This window comes from Nocardioides eburneus, assembly GCF_040838215.1.
In the GTDB taxonomy this organism is placed as follows: domain Bacteria; phylum Actinomycetota; class Actinomycetes; order Propionibacteriales; family Nocardioidaceae; genus Nocardioides; species Nocardioides eburneus.
Genome location: NZ_JBFPJR010000026.1, coordinates 37,084 through 56,503 on the forward strand (window position 1 = coordinate 37,084; position 19,420 = coordinate 56,503).

The 19,420-nt window shown below is 71.5% G+C and carries 15 protein-coding genes and 1 pseudogene; 7 read left to right on the top strand and 9 right to left on the bottom strand.

The features are described 5' to 3' along the window. Positions 1-2: 2 nt before the first annotated feature. The gene (gene glgP, locus AB3X52_RS14280; RefSeq protein WP_367994758.1) at positions 3-2,591 is read right to left on the bottom strand and encodes an alpha-glucan family phosphorylase; all 2,589 of its coding nucleotides are present in this window, start codon (positions 2,589-2,591) and stop codon (positions 3-5) included. Positions 2,592-2,731: 140 nt separating this feature from the next. On the opposite strand from glgP, the gene AB3X52_RS14285 reads away from it, so the two are divergent. Genes AB3X52_RS14285 through glgB form a run of 4 tightly spaced genes read left to right on the top strand, consistent with a single transcriptional unit; the run spans position 2,732 to position 10,369 of the window. Then, positions 2,732-4,729 carry an alpha-1,4-glucan--maltose-1-phosphate maltosyltransferase gene (locus AB3X52_RS14285; protein ID WP_367994759.1) on the top strand — a complete coding sequence of 666 codons (1,998 nt, stop codon included), beginning with the start codon at positions 2,732-2,734 and terminating at the stop codon, positions 4,727-4,729. 11 nt (positions 4,730-4,740) lie between these two features. Next, complete coding sequence (gene treS, locus AB3X52_RS14290) at positions 4,741-6,576, top strand: maltose alpha-D-glucosyltransferase (RefSeq protein ID WP_437440557.1); 1,836 nt, start codon at positions 4,741-4,743, stop codon at positions 6,574-6,576. Then, positions 6,573-8,033 carry a maltokinase N-terminal cap-like domain-containing protein gene (locus AB3X52_RS14295; protein WP_367994761.1) on the top strand — a complete coding sequence of 487 codons (1,461 nt, stop codon included), beginning with the start codon at positions 6,573-6,575 and terminating at the stop codon, positions 8,031-8,033. Before treS ends, AB3X52_RS14295 begins: the two co-directional genes overlap by 4 nt. Next, complete coding sequence (gene glgB / locus AB3X52_RS14300) at positions 8,030-10,369, top strand: 1,4-alpha-glucan branching protein GlgB (protein WP_367994762.1); 2,340 nt, start codon at positions 8,030-8,032, stop codon at positions 10,367-10,369. The genes AB3X52_RS14295 and glgB overlap by 4 nt, the downstream gene beginning before the upstream one ends. A gap of 129 nt (positions 10,370-10,498) precedes the next feature. On the opposite strand, the gene AB3X52_RS14305 is transcribed toward glgB, so the two are convergent. After that, entirely contained in the window at positions 10,499-11,449 is a 951-nt protein-coding gene (locus AB3X52_RS14305) for an RNA polymerase sigma-70 factor (RefSeq protein ID WP_367994763.1), read from the bottom strand. Then, on the bottom strand, positions 11,446-12,057 hold the full coding sequence (locus tag AB3X52_RS14310) for a carboxymuconolactone decarboxylase family protein (protein ID WP_367994764.1): 612 nt from the start codon (positions 12,055-12,057) through the stop codon (positions 11,446-11,448). Before AB3X52_RS14310 ends, AB3X52_RS14305 begins: the two co-directional genes overlap by 4 nt. 148 nt (positions 12,058-12,205) lie before the next feature. Here AB3X52_RS14310 and AB3X52_RS14315 point away from each other — a divergent pair, with 148 nt between their 5' ends. After that, positions 12,206-12,967, top strand: a complete 762-nt coding sequence (locus tag AB3X52_RS14315; RefSeq protein WP_367994765.1) for an NUDIX hydrolase — start codon at positions 12,206-12,208, stop codon at positions 12,965-12,967. Positions 12,968-13,063: 96 nt separating this feature from the next. On the opposite strand, the pseudogene AB3X52_RS14320 reads toward AB3X52_RS14315, so the two are convergent. Next, positions 13,064-13,759 (bottom strand): annotated as a pseudogene (locus tag AB3X52_RS14320) (EamA family transporter); the annotation flags it as partial. A gap of 150 nt (positions 13,760-13,909) precedes the next feature. Here AB3X52_RS14320 and AB3X52_RS14325 point away from each other — a divergent pair. Then, a complete protein-coding gene (locus AB3X52_RS14325; protein ID WP_367994766.1) occupies positions 13,910-14,827 on the top strand; it encodes a LysR family transcriptional regulator in 918 nt (305 codons plus the stop codon). Here AB3X52_RS14325 and AB3X52_RS14330 read toward each other — a convergent pair. From AB3X52_RS14330 to AB3X52_RS14350, 5 genes are all read right to left on the bottom strand, one after another. Next, the gene (locus AB3X52_RS14330) at positions 14,800-15,756 is read right to left on the bottom strand and encodes a tetratricopeptide repeat protein (RefSeq protein ID WP_367994767.1); all 957 of its coding nucleotides are present in this window, start codon (positions 15,754-15,756) and stop codon (positions 14,800-14,802) included. The two genes, AB3X52_RS14325 and AB3X52_RS14330, sit on opposite strands and share 28 nt — an antisense overlap. An 80-nt stretch (positions 15,757-15,836) precedes the next feature. After that, positions 15,837-16,361 (bottom strand): PH domain-containing protein, encoded by a 525-nt coding sequence (locus tag AB3X52_RS14335; protein ID WP_367994768.1) that lies wholly within the window; start codon positions 16,359-16,361, stop codon positions 15,837-15,839. Beyond that, positions 16,358-16,519 (bottom strand): hypothetical protein, encoded by a 162-nt coding sequence (locus AB3X52_RS14340; RefSeq protein ID WP_367994769.1) that lies wholly within the window; start codon positions 16,517-16,519, stop codon positions 16,358-16,360. Before AB3X52_RS14340 ends, AB3X52_RS14335 begins: the two co-directional genes overlap by 4 nt. Before the next feature lie 87 nt (positions 16,520-16,606). Then, positions 16,607-17,575, bottom strand: a complete 969-nt coding sequence (gene meaB, locus AB3X52_RS14345) for a methylmalonyl Co-A mutase-associated GTPase MeaB (protein ID WP_367994770.1) — start codon at positions 17,573-17,575, stop codon at positions 16,607-16,609. Positions 17,576-17,577: 2 nt separating this feature from the next. After that, on the bottom strand, positions 17,578-18,777 hold the full coding sequence (locus AB3X52_RS14350; RefSeq protein WP_367994771.1) for an acetyl-CoA C-acetyltransferase: 1,200 nt from the start codon (positions 18,775-18,777) through the stop codon (positions 17,578-17,580). A 144-nt stretch (positions 18,778-18,921) separates the two neighbouring features. Here AB3X52_RS14350 and mce point away from each other — a divergent pair, with 144 nt between their 5' ends. Next, positions 18,922-19,368: a methylmalonyl-CoA epimerase gene (mce, locus tag AB3X52_RS14355; RefSeq protein WP_367994772.1), complete on the top strand. Its 447-nt coding sequence runs from the start codon at positions 18,922-18,924 to the stop codon at positions 19,366-19,368. Positions 19,369-19,420: the final 52 nt, after the last annotated feature.

Here is a 19,420-nt window from a genome sequence, read left to right on the forward strand (position 1 = left end):
GGTCAGGCGTAGGCGACGACCCCGAGCTCGGCAACGGAGGCGAGGTGGCTGTTGCGCGGGACGACGCGGACCGTGTAGCCGAACGGGCCCGAGCGCGACAGGGTCAGGGAGCCGCCGAAGCAGTGCCGGCCGCCGTCGTACGCCTCGACCTCGGTCAACGGCGTCACGGCGGTCCTGACGAGCTCGTCCTCGGCGGAGGCCCGGCCGTGCACGAGCTGGACGTCGACGTCGTCGGGACCGAGGTCGCCCAGCGCGACGTAGGCGCGCACGGAGAGCGTGTCGCCGACCTGGGGGACGTCGCCGATGCCCTCCCCCTCGACGTGCTCGATGCGGACGGCGGGCCAGGCCGACCGCACCCGCTGCTTCCAGGCCGCCAGCGCGACCGCCCCGCGGTGATCGGGGTCCAGCGACCGCGCGTTGGCCACGGCCGGGGCGTAGAGCTGCTGCACGTAGTCGCGCACCATCCGGGTGGCGAGGACCTTGGGGCCCAGCGACTTCAGCGTGTGACGCAGCATCTCGATCCAGCGCACCGGCAGCCCTGCGTCATCGCCGGTGGTCGCGGCGTCGTAGAAGCGCGGCGCGACCTCGTGCTCGAGCAGGTCGTAGAGCGCCGCCGCCTCGAGGTCGTCGCGCGCGTGCGGGTCGTCGTAGCCGTCGGCCGACGGGATGGCCCAGCCGTTGTCGCCGTCGAACCACTCGTCCCACCAGCCGTCGAGGATGGAGAGGTTGAGGCCGCCGTTGAGCGCGGCCTTCATCCCCGACGTGCCGCACGCCTCGTAGGGCCGCAGCGGGTTGTTGAGCCAGACGTCACAGCCGGGGTAGAGCGGCTGTGCCATCGCGATGTCGTAGTTGGGCAGGAAGACGATCCGGTGCCGCACCTCGGGGTCGTCGGCGAAGCGGACCATGTCCTGGATGAGCTTCTTGCCGCCGTCGTCGGCCGGGTGCGCCTTGCCTGCGATGACCAGCTGGATGGGCCGCTCGGGATGGAGCAGCAGGGTCTTGAGCCGCTCAGGATCGCGCAGCATCAGCGTGAGCCGCTTGTACGACGGCACCCGCCGCGCGAAGCCGATCGTGAGCACATCGGGGTCGAGCGCGTCGTCGATCCAGCCCAGCTCGGCCGGCGACAGCCCGCGTTTGAGGTACGACGCCCGCAGCCGCCTCCGGGCGTCCTTGACGAGCCGCTCCCGCAGTGCCCGCTTCGCGGCCCACACCTGTCGGCCCGGCACCTTGTCGACCGCGGCCCAGAACGTGTCGGGGTCGTTGTGGTCGGCGCCCTCCTGCTCGGCCAGCGCGTAGACCTCGCGCGCGACCCAGGTGGGGGCGTGCACGCCGTTGGTGATCGACCCGATCGGGACCTCCGCCTCGTCGAAGGCGGGCCAGAGCCCGTTGAACATCTCCCGGCTGACGTGGCCGTGGAGCCTGCTCACCCCGTTGGCCCGCTGAGCCAGTCGGAAGCCCATGACAGCCATGTTGAAGACGTTGGGGTCGCCGCCGTCGTACGTCTCGGCGCCGAGGGCGAGGACGCGGTCCACCGGCACGCCGGGGGCGGCCCCCGCCTCACCGGCGAAATACTGCTCCACGAGCGTGCGCGGGAAGCGGTCGATGCCGGCCGGGACCGGCGTGTGGGTGGTGAAGATCGTCGACGCCCGGGTCACCTCCAGGGCGGTGTCGAAGTCGAGCGGCCCCTTCTCGCCGTCGGCGGTCGTCAGCTCCCGGATGCGCTCGACGCCCAGGAACCCGGCGTGCCCCTCGTTGGTGTGGAAGACCTCGGGGGCCGGCGCGCCGGTGATGCGTGAGTAGGCGCGCAGGGCCCGCATCCCACCGACGCCGAGGAGCAGCTCCTGGCGGAGGCGATGCTCGGAGTTTCCGCCGTACAACCGGTCGGTGACGGTGCGAAGCTGCTCGGGGTTCTCCTCGGTATCGGCATCGAGCATGAGCAGCGGCACCCGACCGACCGAGGCCACCCAGATCCGCGCCACCAGCGGCTGACCGCCGGGCAGGGTGATCGTCACCGTGGTGCGGGACCCGTCGGCCTCCCGGAGCGCGGAGATGGGCAGCTCGTCGGGGTCGAGGACGGGATAGCTCTCCTGCTGCCACCCCTCGCGGGAGAGCGACTGGGAGAAGTAGCCGTGACGGTAGAGCAGCCCGACGCCGACGATCGGGACGCCGAGATCGCTGGCGGCCTTGAGGTGGTCGCCCGCCAGGATGCCGAGGCCGCCGGAGTACTGCGGGAGCGCGGCCGCGATGCCGAACTCCGGCGAGAAGTAGCCGATCGCCCGCGGACCGTCGGGGACGGCCCGCTGATACCACCTGTCCTCGTCGAGGTAGCGCTGCAGGTCGTCCTCGGCCGCGGCGAGCCGGTGGAGGAAGCCCTCGTCGCCGGCGAGCCGGTCGAGCCGACCGCGGTCGGCCTCGCCGAGGAGGCGGACCGGGTCGTGTCCGGTCGACTGCCACAGGTCCTCGTCGATCTCGGCGAACACGTCCTGTGTGGGGGGATGCCACGCCCAGCGCAGGTTGCCGGCGAGCGTGCCGAGCGCGTGAAGCGGCTCCGGCAGGACAGGACGGACGGTGAAGCGACGGATCGCGCGCATGTCCGCGAACCTACCGAGATCGCGGAACCTTCGAAAGGACCGGTGCAGCGGCGCCTGCGCCAGGTCGGCGGACGACCTCGACGGGCCGCGCCGCCGCGGCGACCCGCATGCCGGGCGCCGGATCTGGATAAGTTGAGTCCATGGTCGGACGCATCCCCGTCATGGACGTGCACCCGGTCGTCGACAACGGCCGCCAACCCGCGAAGGCGACCCTCGGCGAGCCGTTCCCGGTCCGAGCGACGGTCTTCCGTGAGGGGCACGACCGACTCGGCGCCGAGGTGGTGGCGACCGGCCCCGACGGCGTACGCCGTCCACCGCTGCGCATGGTCGAGATCGCGCCGGGGACGGACCGCTACGAGGCCTGGGTCACGCCCGACCTCGAGGGTCCGTGGACCTTCGAGGTCCAGGGCTGGTCCGACCCGCTCGCCACCTGGCTCCACGACGCGCCGATCAAGATCCGTGCCGACGTCGACGTGGAGCTGATGTTCACCGAGGGCAGGCTCCTGCTCGAGCGGGTCCTCAAGCTCGAGGGGGCGGACGCGCTCGACCAGCGCGAGGAGGCGCTCGTCCGTGCCGCCATCGAGGCCGCGTCCGACACCGAGCGACCGACCGAGGCACGGCTCGCCGTCCTCGAGGCGCCCGAGCTGGTCGACCTGCTCCACACCCACCCGCTGCGCGAGCTGGCCTCGGTCGAGGGCCCCTTCCTGGCGTACGCCGACCGCCCCCTCGCCCTCTTCGGCAGCTGGTATGAGTTCTTCCCGCGCTCCGAGGGCGCGAACCCCGACCCGGAGACCGGCACACTGCGCTCCGGCACCTTCCGGACCGCCGCCGAGCGGCTCGACGCCATCGCCGCGATGGGGTTCGACGTGGTCTACCTGCCCCCGGTCCACCCGATCGGCGAGGTCAACCGCAAGGGACCCAACAACATGGTCTACGACGGCCCCGGCCCGGTCCCCGCCGACTGGGCGGGCTCACCCTGGGCGATCGGCTCCAAGGACGGCGGCCACGACGCCCTCCACCCCGACCTCGGCACCTTCGCGGACTTCGACGCGTTCGTCGCCCGGGCGAACGCGCTCGGCCTCGAGGTGGCGATCGACCTCGCGCTCCAGGCTGCGCCCGACCACCCCTGGGTGACCGAGCACCCCGAGTGGTTCACCACCCGCGCCGACGGCACGATCGCCTATGCGGAGAACCCGCCGAAGAAGTACCAGGACATCTACCCGATCAACTTCGACAACGACCCGCGCGGGATCTCCCAGGAGGTGCTGCGGATCGTGCGGCACTGGGTGTCCCACGGCGTCCGCGTCTTCCGCGTCGACAACCCCCACACCAAGCCGCTGGGCTTCTGGGAGTGGCTGCTGGCCGAGGTCCGCGCCACCGACCCCGACGTCCTCTTCCTCTCCGAGGCCTTCACCCGACCGGCGATGATGCACGGGCTCGGCGCGATCGGCTACCACCAGTCCTACACCTACTTCACCTGGCGGACGGAGAAGACCGAGATCGAGGACTACCTCCTTGAGGTCGCCCACGAGTCCGACCATCTGATGCGGCCGAACTTCTTCGTCAACACCCCCGACATCCTGCACGCCTTCTTGCAGTACGGCGGCCCCGCGGCCTTCAAGATCCGCGCGGTGCTGGCGGCGATGGGCTCCCCCAGCTGGGGCGTCTACTCCGGCTATGAGCTGTTCGAGCACGTCGCCGTACGCCCCGGCAGCGAGGAGTACCTCGACTCGGAGAAGTACCAGCTCCGGCCGCGGGACTGGGCCGCCGCCGAGCGCGAGGGGCGCACGCTCGCGCCGTACCTCACGACGCTCAACGCGCTCCGCCGCGCCCACCCGGCGCTGCAGCGGCTGCGCAACCTCACCGTCCACCCGACCGGGGACGACCACATCCTGTGCTTCTCCAAGACCGCCGGCGAGGACACCGTCATCGTCGTGCTCAACCTCGACCCCCACGCGACCCGCGAGACGATGGTCGCCATCGATCCCCTGGCGCTCGGCCTCCCCGAGGGCACCGAGTCGTACGCCGTCCACGACGAGCTCAGCGGCAGCGACTGGACCTGGGGGCGGGACAACTACGTCCGGCTCGACCCCGCGCAGGAACCCGCCCACATCCTCACCGTCAGGAGGCCCCGTTGACCGACCAGACGATGGAGCAGACCCCCGACCACGCGACACCCCAGTCCACCGCGCAGGCCTCGGCCCAGGCGCAGACCGCGACCTCCCCCGTCGAGGCCACCCCCGCCGCCGAGGAGAGCAGCTTCGAGGACTCCCGCGAGGCGGGGCCGCCGGCGTGGTTCAAGACCGCGGTCTTCTACGAGGTCCTGGTCCGCTCCTTCAAGGACTCCAACGGTGACGGCACCGGCGACTTCAAGGGCCTGACCAAGAAGCTCGACTACCTGCAGTGGCTCGGCGTCGACTGCCTCTGGTTGCCACCGTTCTTCCCGAGCCCACTGCGCGACGGCGGCTACGACGTCGCCGACTACACCGGCGTCCTCCCGCTCGTGGGCACGGTCGAGGACTTCCAGGTGTTCCTGGACGCCGCCCACGAGCGTGGGATCAAGGTGATCATCGACTTCGTCGCCAACCACACCAGCGACGCGCACCCGTGGTTCCAGGCGTCGCGCAGTGACCCCGACGGCCCGTACGGCGACTTCTACGTCTGGTCCGACACGGACGAGAAGTACCAGGACGCGCGGATCATCTTCGTCGACACCGAGCCGTCCAACTGGACCTGGGACCCGGTCCGCCAGCAGTACTTCTGGCACCGGTTCTTCTCCCACCAACCCGACCTCAACTACGAGAACCCCCAGGTGCACGAGGCCGTCCTCGATGCCCTGCGGTTCTGGCTGGACATGGGTCTCGACGGGTTTCGCCTCGACGCGGTCCCCTACCTCTACGTCCGTGAGGGCACCAACGGCGAGAACCTCCCCGAGACACATGAGTTCCTCAAGAAGGTCCGCCGCGTCGTCGACGAGGAGTACCCCGGCCGGATCCTGCTCGCCGAGGCCAACCAGTGGCCCGCCGACGTCGTGGACTACTTCGGCGATTTCGCGTCGGGTGGCGACGAATGCCACATGTGCTTCCACTTCCCGGTGATGCCGCGCATCTTCATGGCCGTACGCCGCGAGTCGCGCTTCCCCATCTCGGAGATCCTCGAGCAGACGCCGCCGATCCCCAGCGGCTGCCAGTGGGGCATCTTCCTGCGCAACCACGACGAGCTGACCCTCGAGATGGTCACCGACGAGGACCGCGACTACATGTGGGCGGAGTACGCCAAGGACCCCCGGATGAAGGCCAACATCGGCATCCGGCGGCGGCTGGCTCCGCTGCTCGACAACGACGTCAACCAGATGGAGCTGTTCACCGCGCTCCTACTGTCGCTGCCGGGGTCGCCGGTCCTCTACTACGGCGACGAGATCGGGATGGGCGACAACATCTGGCTCGGTGACCGCGACGCCGTACGCACGCCGATGCAGTGGTCCGGCGACCGCAACGCCGGCTTCTCCACCGCCAACCCCGGCAAGCTCGACCGGCCGCTGGTGATGGACCCGGTCTACGGCTACCAGGCGGTCAACGTCGAGGCGCAGACCGAGGATCCGTCGTCGCTGCTGCAGTGGACCCGCCGGATGATCCACGCGCGCAAGCAGCACCCGGCGTTCGGGCTCGGGAGCTTCCACGACCTGGGTGGCTCCAACCCGTCGGTGCTGTCCTACTCCCGGGAGCACACGTTCCCCGACGGCACGACGGAGATCATGATCTGCGTCAACAACCTGTCCCGCTTCCCGCAGCCTGTCGAGCTCGACCTGCGCCGCTTCGAGGGCATGGTCCCGGTCGAGGTGATCGGCCGAGTGCCGTTCCCGCCGATCGGCGAGCTGCCGTACCTGCTGACCCTCGGCGGGTACGGCTTCTACTGGTTCCGCCTGACCCAGCCCGTCGAGAGCAGCGCGAGCGGAGCGACCGCCGAGGAAGGAGCGCTGCTGTGACCGATCGACCGGCCGACCGGCCGAACCCGTCGCCGACCACGGACCATCTCGACCGCGAGCTGTTCCACGACTACCTCGTCCGCACCCGCTGGTTCGGAGGCAAGGGGCGCCCCTTCGAGGTCACCGCGATCACCGCCGTCGGCGAGGTGCCGGGCCGGGTCGAGACCAGCCCGCACGTCGTCGTCTACCTCGTCGAGGTGACCTACGGCGACGCCGTCGCGGGTGCCGCGCCCGACACCGAGCTCTACCAGGTCCCGCTCTCGTTCTACGCGCACCCCGAGGGACGGCTCGACCACGCGTTCATCGGTTGGTGGGAGGACCCGGCGTACGGCTGGGTCCATGCGTACGACGCCCTCCACGACCGCGAGGCGATGGCCTGCTGGCTCCGCTCGTTCGCGCGGGCGGCCGAGGGGCCGGGCGACCCCGCATCGCCCCTGGTGTTCCACCGGCTGCCCGGCCACGATCTCGACGTCGAGGCCCACTCGACGCTCTTCTCCGGCGAGCAGTCCAACTCGTCCGTGGCCTTCGGCGAGGACTCGCTGATGAAGGTCTTCCGGAAGGTGACCCCCGGGCTCAACCCGGACATCCGGATCCACGAGGTCCTGACCAACGCCGGCTCCGAGCACGTCGCGCCGCTCTACGGCTGGCTCGACACGGCGGCACCGGGCGACGACGAGGGCGCCACGATGCAGCTCGCGATGCTGCAGAAGTTCCTGCGGACGGCCACCGACGGATGGGACCTCGCCCTCGCCAGCGTCCGCACCCTGCTCGCCGAGCCGGAGCAGCACGCCACCGACTCCGGGGGCGACTTCGCCGGCGAGTCGACCCGGCTGGGCGAGGCGCTCGCGGAGGTCCACCGGACCCTCGCGGAGCACTTCGGGACGCAGACCCGCGGCCCGGAGGCGACCGCCGCGCTGGCGCGGGCGATGACGTCGCGCCTCGACGACGCCCTGGCCGTGGTCCCGCAGCTCGCCGAGCACGCCGACGCCCTCCGCGCGAGCTTCGCCCAGGTCGCCGCGCTGCCCGAGATCACCGTCCAGACGATCCACGGGGACCTCCACCTCGGCCAGACTCTGCGCACGTCGGTGGGGTGGAAGATCGTCGACTTCGAGGGCGAGCCCGCCAAGCCGCTCGCCGAGCGGCTCGAGCCGGACTCGCGCTGGCGCGACGTCGCAGGGATGCTGCGCTCCTTCGACTACGCCCCCCACGCCGTCCTGCACGGCCTGAACGCAGGCGAGGAGGAGGAGCAGCTCCGGCTGCGCGCGGTCGAGTGGGCGAACCGGAACCGCAACTTCTTCGTGGTGGCGTACGCCGAGGAGCTCACGCCCGACGAGCGCACCCTCCTGCAGGCCTACGTCGCCGACAAGGCCGTCTACGAGTGCGTCTACGAGTCACGCAACCGGCCCGCGTGGCTGGAGATCCCGCTCGCCGCGATCGCCCGGATCGGAGCCTCATGACCTCCCCTGCCCCTCTCACCATCGACCGGTCCGAGCTCGAGCTGCTCGCCGACGGCCGGCACGGCAGCCCCCACTCGGTGCTCGGCCCCCACCCTCACGACGGCGGCGTCACGGTCCGCGTCCTCAAGCCGCTTGCCGCCCAGGTCGTCGTGCGCTATGTCGAGCCCGCGGGCGGGACGACCGAGGTGGAGCTGGTGCACGAGCACGGGGGGATCTGGGTCGGCGTCCTGCCGGTCGCGGACGTCCCGGACTACCGCGTGCTGGTGACCTACGACGGCCACACCCTCCAGCTCGACGACCCCTACCGCTTCCTCCCGACGCTCGGCGAGCTCGACCTGCACCTGGTCAACGAGGGCCGTCACGAGCGGCTCTGGGACGTGCTGGGCGCTCACGTCCACCACTACGAGGGGCTCGGCGGGCCGCCGGTGACCGGCACCTCCTTCGCCGTCTGGGCGCCGCACGCCCAGGGCGTCCGGGTGAAGGCCGCCTTCAACCACTGGGACGGCCGCGAGCACCCGATGCGCCAGCTCGGCACGTCGGGCGTGTGGGAGCTGTTCGTGCCCGAGGTCGGCTCCGGGACGCAGTACAAGTTCGTCGTACTCGGGGCCGACGGGGAGTGGCGGGAGAAGGCGGACCCGCTCGCCTTCCACGCCGAGGAGCCGCCGAAGACCTCCTCGGTCGTCTTCGAGTCCGGCTACGCCTGGGGCGACGCCGCGTGGATGGAGGACCGCCGCGCCAAGCAGCCGATCGCCGCGCCGATGTCGGTCTACGAGCTCCACCTCGGCTCGTGGCGGCGCGGGCGCTCCTACCGCGAGCTCGCCGACGAGCTGGTCCCCTACCTCGCCGACCTGGGCTTCACCCACGTCGAGCTGATGCCCGTCATGCAGCACCCGTACGGCGGCTCGTGGGGCTACCACGTGACGTCGTACTTCGCCCCGGACGCGCGCTACGGTACCCCTGACGACTTCAGGTATCTCGTCGACCAGCTCCACCAGGCCGGCATCGGCGTCATCCTCGACTGGGTGCCCGGCCATTTCGCCACCGACCCGTGGGCGCTCGTGCGCTTCGACGGGACGCCGCTCTACGAGGACCCCAACCCGCAGCGCGGCTGGCACAAGGAGTGGGGCTCCCACATCTTCAACTTCGGCCGCCGCGAGGTCCGCAACTTCCTCGTCGCCAACGCGATCTACTGGCTTGAGGAGTTCCACGCCGACGGGCTTCGCGTCGACGGCGTGGCGTCGATGCTCTACCTCGACTACGCCCGCGGGCCCGGCGAGTGGACGCCGAACGTCCACGGCGGCCGGGAGAACCTCGAGGCGGTCGGCTTCCTGCAGGAGATGAACGCGACCGCCTACAAGCGGGTGCCGGGCATCGTGACGATCGCCGAGGAGTCCACCTCCTGGCCCGGGGTCACCAGGCCGACGGCGTACGACGGGCTCGGGTTCGGCTTCAAGTGGAACATGGGCTGGATGCACGACACCCTCGGCTACCTGCACTACGACCCCGTGCACCGCTCCTGGCACCACCATGACATGACGTTCGCGCTGACTTACGCGTGGTCGGAGAACTACGTCCTGCCGCTCTCCCACGACGAGGTCGTCCACGGCAAGGGCTCACTGATCCGGAAGATGCCCGGCGACCGGTGGCGCCAGCTGGCGACCCTGCGCGCCTACTTCGCCTACATGTGGGCGCATCCCGGCAAGCAACTGCTCTTCATGGGCGGCGAGTTCGCCCAGGAGTCCGAATGGGCCGAGTCCCGCGAACTCGACTGGTGGCTCCTCGACAACCCCGACCACCGCGGCGTGCACGACCTCGTCCGCGACCTCAATCGCGCGTACGCCGCCACGCCGGCGCTGTGGGCCCTCGACGCCGACCCGGCCGGCTTCTCCTGGATCGACGCCGACGATGCCCACCACAACGTCTACTCGTTCATCCGGCGCGGCGGCGATGGGCCGGACCTGGTCTGCGTCGCCAACTTCTCCGCCGTGCCGCACGGCGACTTCCCGCTCGGCTTCCCCTCCGCCGGCGTCTGGGAGGAGGTCGTCAACACCGATGCCGACGTCTACACCGGCTCCGGCGTCGGCAACTTCGGCGCGGTGACCGCCATCGAGGGCGAGGCGTCTGGTCAGCCGGCCCACGCCATGGTCGTCCTCCCGCCGCTCGCCACCGTCTGGTTCCGCAAGCGCGAGGAGTCACCCGTTCTTGCCGAAGAGTCACCCGTTCTTGCCGAAGAGTCACCCGAAGCGACCAAGACGACGGGCGGAGCGCTCAACCCCGCGACGTCGCCGGTCACCACGGAGGCCAAGGAGCCCGGCGCCGAGTCGGTGAGCGACTGAGCGGAAGCTGCCGCTGGCGACCGTCCGGTCGCCCAGCCGCCGTCACAACCCACCACTCGACCCGTCACAACCCACCACTCGACCCGTCACAACTCGCAACTCGACCCGTCACAACCGACAACTCGGCCGTCAGCGGGTGAGCGGCGTGGCGGTGTCGAGCCGGCGGAGCTTCTCGGGGTTGCGGACGTAGTAGAGCCCGGTGACGACGCCGCCGTCCAGGCGTAGCGCGAGGACTCCGTCGAGCTCGCCGTCGAGGTGGAGACGCAGGGCGGGGCTGCCGTTGACCTGGGCCGGCTCGACCTGGGCGAGGCCGTTCTTCGCCGTGACCCCGACCAGGAACCGGAGCACCTTGTCGGCGCCGGTGATCGGCCGCAGCGCCGCCTGCTTGAGCCCGCCGCCGTCGCTGACCAGCACCACGTCGGGGGCGAGGACGTCGAGCAGCGCGTGGAGGTCTCCGGTCCGGGCCGCCCGCTGGAACGCCTCCAGAGCGCGGCGGGACGCGGCGGGCGACACGACCTCCCGCGGGCGACGGGCCGCGACGTGCTCGCGCGCCCGATGAGCCAGCTGCCGGACGGCCGCGGGTGACTTGTCGACAGCGTGGGCGATCTCGTCGTACGGCACGTCGAAGACCTCGCGCAGGACGAAGACTGCCCGCTCGGTGGGCGCGAGCGTCTCCAGGACCAGCAGCATCGCCATGGACACGCTCTCCGCGAGCTCGACGTCCTCGGCCACGTCCGGAGCGGTCAACAGCGGCTCCGGCAGCCACGGGCCGACGTAGGACTCCTTGCGACGGCTCAGGGTGCGCAGCCGGTTGAGGGCGAGACGGGTCGTGGTCCGGACGAGGTAGGCACGCTCGTCGCGGACCTCCTCGCTCCCGTCGTCCGCCGCCCGGTCGGCCCAACGCAGCCAGGTCTCCTGGAGGACGTCCTCCGCGTCGGCCGCCGACCCGAGCAGCTCGTAGGCGACGGTGAACAGCAGGTTGCGGTGAGCGACGAACGACTCGGTCGCAGCGTCCACGGCCGCGCTCGCCCGGGCTCGTCCGCCGTCCGGGTCGGAGGAGGGCTGCCGCGGGGTGGTCATGCCTGCGAGCGTACGGCGGACGCCGACGACGCTCGCGCGAGCGGGATCTCGCAGACGTCGGAGTAGCCCTGGCTCTGCAGCCCCGCCGCCGTGTTGAAGCGCGACCGCATGTTCTCGATCGCGATCATCTGGGTCAGCTCGACGACCGCCTTCTCCCCCAGCCGGTCGACCAGCTTCTCGACCATCGGGTCCGTGACCGTCGGCGGCGTGGCGGTCATGGCCTCGGCGTACTCGAGGACGTCACGCTCGAGGTCGGTGAAGAGGTCAGCGTTCTCCGGCTCCCGCCAGCGCGGCACCTGGCTGACCTTGGCGAGGTCGAGGTGATCGTTGTGCGCCAGGAAGTAGCCGAAGTCGAGGCACCAGCTGCAGCCGATCGCGCCGGCGCTCGCGAGCTGGGCGTAGGACTTCAGGGTCGGGTCGAGCGCGTCCCACTTCGCGACCTTGCCCTCGAAGCTCAGCACCGCCTTGAGCAGCGGGAGGTGGTGGGCGTAGACGTAGGCACCGTCCGGGATCTCGCCGTACGTGCGGGTCGCGAAGCGCGAGACCAGCCAGCCGTAGACGCCGGTGAGCCGGGCCTTGGGAATGCGGAACGTGGACTGTGAGGGCATCGGTGCCTCCTTGGGTCGGGAAAACTGGTCGTACCCACGAGACACCGCTCGCCGGGCGAATGTGACAGCGCCACCGCGATCGGGCCCCGCGTCGGCGGAGCGTCACGCCGGTCGCCCTCGGGCGTGCGGCCCTCGGTAGGGTGATCGGGTGAGCGACGAGCTGACCGTGACCACCGTGGGCGAAGGCGTCGCTCGGATCAGCTGGGAGCCGGGCGAGCCCATCGACGTCGTACGCCGAGAGGTGGCCGCCGCGCTGATGACCCACGTGCGGGTCGAGGCGCTGGTCGATCCTGACGACACTCAGGGTCAGCGGACGGCGACCTGGTCCGGGATGCACCGCGAGGGCGTCATGCGGGGCGTGACGATCGACGGCCGCCCGGTCGACCGGATCGTCTACGCGCGGCTGACGACCGACGTCCCCGTGGACGAGCCGGAGGGCTTCCGGGCGCTGCTCAACTCCTTCCTCCCGCGCAAGCGCGCGATCGGGCAGATGCTGCTCCGCGACGAGGACGAACGGGTGCTGCTCTGCCAGCTGACCTACAAGCGCGACTGGGACCTGCCCGGCGGCGTCGTCGAGGTCGGCGAGTCGCCGCGGCTCGCCACCTCGCGTGAGATCGAGGAGGAGCTGGCCCTGCGGATCCCGGCCGGTGAGCTGGTGCTCACCGACTGGCTGCCGCCGTGGAGCGGCTGGGACGACGCCGTCTGTCTCGTCTTCGACGGCGGGGTCCACCCGGCGTCACTCACCGAGCGGATCGTCCACGAGGCGCGCGAGATCCGCACGGCGGAGTTCTGCACGATCGAGCAGATCCGGGAGCGGGCCGCCGACTTCACCGCCCGCCGGATCGAGGCCGCCCTCGCCGCGGTTCGCGGCGACGGGCCGCGCTACACCGAGTCGGGCCGGACGCGGTAGCCGCCGGCGCATGAGCCGCGCCGCCACGCCCTGCGCCACGAGCACGCCCGCCACCAGCAGCGCGCCGCCGACCAGCTCCGGGGGGTTGGGCCTCTCCCCGACCAGCGTCCAGGCCGCGGCCATCGCCACGACCGGCACAAGCAGGATCCACGGCACGACGTCGCTCGAGGCGTTGCGCGCGAGCAGGCCGTTGAAGATCCCGTAGGCCACGAGCGTGCTCATCACCACGGTGTACGCCGTCGACCAGACGCCGTGCCACCCGAGGTGCACCACCCCGTCCGCCAGCGCCTGCGGCCCGTCGAGCACGAGGCCGAGGAGGAGCAACGGCACCGGCACGACCAGGGCCGACCAGACCGTCAGTCCCAGTCCGCCGGCGACCCGGGCGGCTCGCGCGACGACGTTGCCGATCCCCCAGGAGAGGCCGCCGGCCAGGCAGAGCAGGAGTGCGCCGGCCGGTACGTGCCCGCCGCGGCCGAGCGCGACGATGAGCAGCCCGACGGCACCGAGCGCCACGCCGGCGACCTGGACCGCCGTCGTCCTCTCCCGCAGCGCCACGGCGGCGATGACGATCGTGAAGACCACCTGGGACTGCAGCACGAGGGCCGCGAGCCCGGGTGGTAGCCCGGCGTGCATCGCGGCGTAGAGGAAGCCGAACTGCCCCAGGCTCATGAACGTCCCGACGGCCACGACCGTCCGCCACGGCGCTGCCGGTCGCGGGACCAGCAGGCAGGCGGGGAAGGCGACGAACACGAACCTGAGCGCCGCGAAGAGCAGGGGCGGAACGTCGCCCATCCCCCAGTCGATGACCACGAAGTTGACGCCCCAGATGGCGGCGACGAGGGCGGCGAGGAGCGAGTCACGGCGAGTCACAGGTCCAGCCTTGCGTGGCCGATCATGAAGCACCAGCAAACGTTCGTGACGAGATAGCGTTAGCCTTCCTTCATGATCGACCTCGACGCGCTCGTCGCGCTGCGCGCTGTCGACCGCCACCGGACGGTCGCCGGCGCGGCCGAGGCGCTCGGCTTCACCCCGAGCGCGGTGTCACAGCAGGTCAAGCGGCTCGAGCGGCAGACCGGCGTACGCCTCCTCGAGCGGGTCGGGCGTGGCGTCATGCTGACCCACGCCGGGCGCCACCTCGTCGACGAGGGCGCCCGGCTGCTGACCGACCTCGAGTCCCTTGAGGCCGGACTCCATCGCCAGACGGGGACCGTCGCAGGGATCGTCCGGCTGACCACCTTCTCGACCGCCATGCGTGGACTCGTCGCGCCGGTCGCGCGCGGCCTGCTCGACGCCTACCCGGAGCTCACCCTCACCCTCGCCGAGCGCGAGCCCTGGGACACGATCGACCTCGTCGCCACGGGTCAGACGGACCTCGGCCTGGTGCACAGCTGGGGCGACGTACCCCTCGCCATCCCGGACCACGTCGAGACCACTGCGGTCGCGTGCGACGTCGCGGACGTGATCGTCCACCGCGACCATGCCCTCGCCCGGCGCACGCAGGTCCGCCCCGCCGACCTGGTCGAGGAGGGCTGGGTCGCGACGCCGGAGGGGACGATCTGCCGCCAGTGGCTCACCCGGATGTACGACGGCACCGGCCGTCTCCCCCGGATCGCGCACGTGTCGATGGAGTTCGACAGCCATCTCGCGCTGGTCCGGGCCGGGCTCGGCATCGCGCTCGTCCCGCGCCTGGGTCGCGCGCCGCTCGGTGACGATCTCGTCGCGGTCGCCGCCACGGACCCGGTGCCGACCCGCGAGATCGTCGCGCTCCACCGGCGCAGCATGGCCGCCTCACCCGCGGTGTCGGCGGTCCTCGACGCGATGTGCGCCGACGGTCAGAACAGCGCGTTGGCGAGCGCCTGACGGCCCTTGAGGACGCGCGGGTCGTCGTTGCCGACCGCGGCGAAGAGGGCGACGAGGTGCTCGCGCACGGCGTTGCGCTCGTCGCCGGAGGCACGCCGCACGAGCTCGACGAGCCGGGCGAACGCATCCTCCACGTGACCACCGAGCAGGTCCAGGTCGGCGACGAGGATCTGGGCCTCGACGTCGTCGGGGTTCGCGGCCGCCGCGGCCCGCGCGGCGTTGAGGTCGACGCCCTGGGTGCGCTTGAGGAGCTGGGCACGCGCGAGCCCGGCGGCCGCCTCGGTGTCGGCCGGGTTGGCCGCGACGAGCTTCTCGTACTCCGCGACGGCGGTGTCGACGTCCCCCGAGGCGAGTGCCTCGTCCGCGGCCGCGAAGCGCGGGTCGGAGACCGGCTCCTCGCCCTCGGGCGCCTCGACGGTCCGCGGCTTGTGACGGCCCCCGATGCCCTGGGCGGTGAGCTGCTGACCGAGCTGGTTGAAGAACGCGCGCAGCTCGTCGATGGGCGGGGCGCTCGGGATCGGCTGGGTGACCGGGCGGCCGTCCAGCAGGACGTACATGAGCGGGACCTGCTGGATCTGCATCGCCTGGGCGATCTGCGGTGAGGCGTCGATGTCGACGAGACCGGCGAGGAAGCGGCCGTCGTACTCCTCGGCGACGGTCGAGACGTTGCGCGCCAGGTCGGCGCTCTCCGGGGACCGACCGGGCGAGTAGAAAACGAGGACCACCGGAGCGGTCATCGACGACTCGAGGACCGACTGGAAGCTCTGCTCGTCCACCTCGACGGTGTAGGCGCCGGTCGCCTGGCCGCCGGCACCGCCGGCGGTGGCGCCGGGCGCTCCCGGAGCCGCCGCACCGGGCGCGGACTGCGCGGGACGCTTGAGGGCCGACAGGTCGATCGCACCGGGACGGGAGAACGGCTGCTGGGTCATGCCGACAATCCTAGGGGTGCGGCGGGCGAGTGCTGCGCGAGGCTCGGCCCGGTGCCCGGTCGCGGTCGAGCCGGAGCAGGTCAGGCGCCGTACACCCGCGGACCGCGCAGGCCGGACCGCTGCACGACCCGCTGGATCGTGAGGTCGCGCTCGTCGGGCCGCCCGACGTAGCGGATCTCCCGCAGCCCCTGCTCCTGGGCGGCGGACTCGAAGACGAAGTGACCGAAGCCGAGCAGCCGACCGTGGAACGGCTTCTCGACGGTGATGTCGAGGATGCGGGTCAGCGGCATCGTGGCGAGGTGGGTGGAGAGGACCCCGTGGAGCCGGAAGACACGCATGTTGGTGATGACGAAGCGGTCGCGGTGCTCCCGCAGCGCGCCCCACGCGGCATGGAGCAGCAGCGCCCAGGAGAGCAGGACGAGGATCCACGCGACGTCGAGGTCGATCATCGCGGCGACGATCAGCACCACGACGCCGAGGAAGCCCTCGACCGCAGGACGCAGGTAGGCGACCCAGTGATGACTGACCTCGTCGACCACGACCTCGCCCTCGTCGCGCAGGAGGTGGCGGGAGATATCAGGTGTCCCGAGGCCGCTGCGGCTCACAGGTCTGTGATGAAGTCGATGACCTTCGTGAAGAGCGCGCTCACCCCGACCCACGCAGCACCACCCACGTCCTTCGCCGTCGTGGCGAGGCCGTGGGGGTCGGTGAACAGCCAGAACCCGAGGAACACCACGAGCACGGCGATGATCGCCTTCTTCATGCCGGCCATGATGGCAAAGCAGCGGCTCCGGGTGCGGGAGGCACGCGGAGCCGGACCGGTCCAGACCGGCCGACGTGCCCGGGCGCCTCAGCGGTCGAGGAGCGAGTCCGCGGCGGCGTACGGGTCGGACTCCCCCGCCACGACGGCGGCCGCGAGCCGGCCCAGCTCCTCCTCGGCGCCGACGCGCGCCCAGCGGGCGCGCAGGGTCTCGACGGCGATCGCCTCGATCTCCTCCCGCGCGCGACGCGTACGCCGCCGTGCAAGCTCACCGCTCGACGACAGCCACGCGTGGTGCTCGTCGAGCGCGGCCACGAGCGCGTCGACGCCCTTGCCGGTCTGCGACACCGTCGCCAGCACCGGCGGCTGCCACGCATCGGGGCTCCGGTCGGCGAGGCGCAGCATGCCGCGCAGGTCGCGACGGACCCGGCCGGCGCCCTCGCGGTCGGCCTTGTTGACGACGTAGAGGTCGCCGATCTCGAGGATCCCGGCCTTGGCCGCCTGGATGCCGTCGCCCATGCCCGGCGCGAGGAGGACGACAGTCGAGTCCGCGAGCGAGGCGATCTCGACCTCCGACTGGCCGACCCCGACGGTCTCGACCAGCACCACGTCGAAGCCCGCCGCATCGAGGACGCGGAGGGCCTGCGGCGTGCTCCACGAGAGGCCACCCAAATGGCCACGCGACGCCATGGAGCGGATGAACACACCGCGGTCGGTGGCGTGGTCCGTCATCCGGATCCGGTCGCCCAGCAGCGCGCCGCCAGAGAAGGGCGAGGACGGGTCGACGGCGAGGACCGCGACCCGGCGGTCGGCGGCGCGCAGCTCGCGCACGAGCGCGGAGGTCGTCGTCGACTTCCCGACGCCCGGGGCGCCGGTGAGGCCCACGACGTGGGCACGCCCGCCGTACGGCGCGAGCGCCGCCATCACCTGGCGGAGGATCTCGCTGCCGCCGACGGGCGCGTCCTCCACGAGGGAGACGAGCCGCGCGACGGCCCGGGGCTCACCGCCCCGGGCGCGCGCGACGAGGTCGTCGACCCTCGCGGGGTCAGCACGCCGCAACGTCAGGACTTCGGAACACGCACGATCAGCGCGTCACCCTGGCCGCCACCGCCGCACAGCGCGGCCGCGCCGACGCCGCCACCGCGACGCTTGAGCTCCTGCGCCAGGGTGAGGACGACGCGGGTGCCGGACATGCCGACCGGGTGGCCGAGCGCGATCGCCCCGCCGTTGACGTTGACGATCTCCGGGTCCAGACCGAGCGCGCGGGTCGACTCGATGCCGACCGCGGCGAAGGCCTCGTTGAACTCGACCAGGTCGAGGTCGGCGGCGGTGATCCCCTCCTTCTCCAGGGCCTTCGCGGTGGCGTTGGCGGGCTGCATCTGGAGCGAGGAGTCCGGCCCCGCGACCATGCCGTGCGCGCCGATCTCGGCGAGCCATGCCAGGCCGAGCTCCTCGGCGTTCGCCTTGCTCATCACGACGACCGCGGCGGCGCCGTCGGAGATCTGGGACGCCGAGCCGGCGGTGATGGTGCCGTCCTTGGAGAACGCCGGACGGAGCTTGCCGAGCGACTCGACGGTGGTGTCACCACGGACGCCCTCGTCGGCGCTGATGACGATCGGGTCGCCCTTGCGCTGCGGGATCGAGACCGGGACGATCTCGTCGTCGAAGAGGCCGTTCTTCTGCGCCGCCGCCGCGCGCTGGTGGGAGGTCGCGGCGAACGCATCCTGCTCCTCGCGGGTCAGCTTCGTGCCCTCGGCGTTGATCTGCTCGGTGAGGCCGCCCATCGCCTGCTGGGTCAGCTGGTCGTACAGCGCGTCGTACGCCATCGAGTCGACGAGCGTGGTGTCGCCGTACTTGAAGCCCTCGCGCGACTTCGGCAGCAGGTGGGGCGCGTTGGTCATCGACTCCATGCCGCCGGCGACGACGATCTCGCACTCCCCGGCCCGGATGAGCTGGTCGGCCATCGCGATCGCGTTGAGCCCCGAGAGACAGACCTTGTTGATCGTGATCGAGGGCAGGCTCATCGGCAGCCCGGCCGCGATGCCGGCCGTGCGGGCGGGGTTCTGGCCCGACCCGGCCTGGATGACCTGGCCCATGATCAGGTAGTCGACCTGCTCGGGCGCCACGCCCGCCTTCTCGAGCGCCCCCTTGATGGCGACGCCGCCGAGCTCCGCGGCCGAGAGGCTCTTCAGGCCGCCGAGCAGGCGGCCGATCGGGGTTCGCGCCCCGGCGACGATGACGGATGCGGACTGGGTGGACATGGCATGCCTCCAAGGGTGTGCACTGGCAGTACGCCGAGATTAACGACCGTTAACCAGGAGCGGGAGGGGGTCCATGGCCCGGCCACGTGTGCCCATCGTCACACAGTCTCGCGCGGTCGGTCGCACCCGCACCAGAGTGGGGCCATGACGTCCCTGGACATCCCCGAGCACCTGTTCACCCAGATCGACCACGTCGGTGTGGCCGTCCCCGACCTCGACGAGGCGATCGCGTTCTACGAGACGACCTTCGGCATGAGGCTCGCCCACCGCGAGACCAACGAGGAGCAGGGCGTCGAGGAGGCGATGATCGCCGTCGGCGACTCCGACAACAAGATCCAGCTGCTCGCGCCACTCAACGAGAGCTCCACGATCGCGAAGTTCCTCGACCGCAGCGGCCCGGGCCTCCAGCAGCTCGCCTACCGCGTCACCGACGTCGAGCAGGTGAGCGCCATCCTCCGCGAGCGCGGCGTGCGCCTGCTGTACGACGCCCCGAAGCGCGGCACCGCCGACTCGCGCATCAACTTCATCCACCCCAAGGACGCCGGCGGCGTCCTCGTCGAGCTCGTCGAGCCGGCGAAGACCGCACACTGACCGTCACGTCGAGTCGGCGCAGATGGTCGCGATCTGTGCCGACTCGACCGAC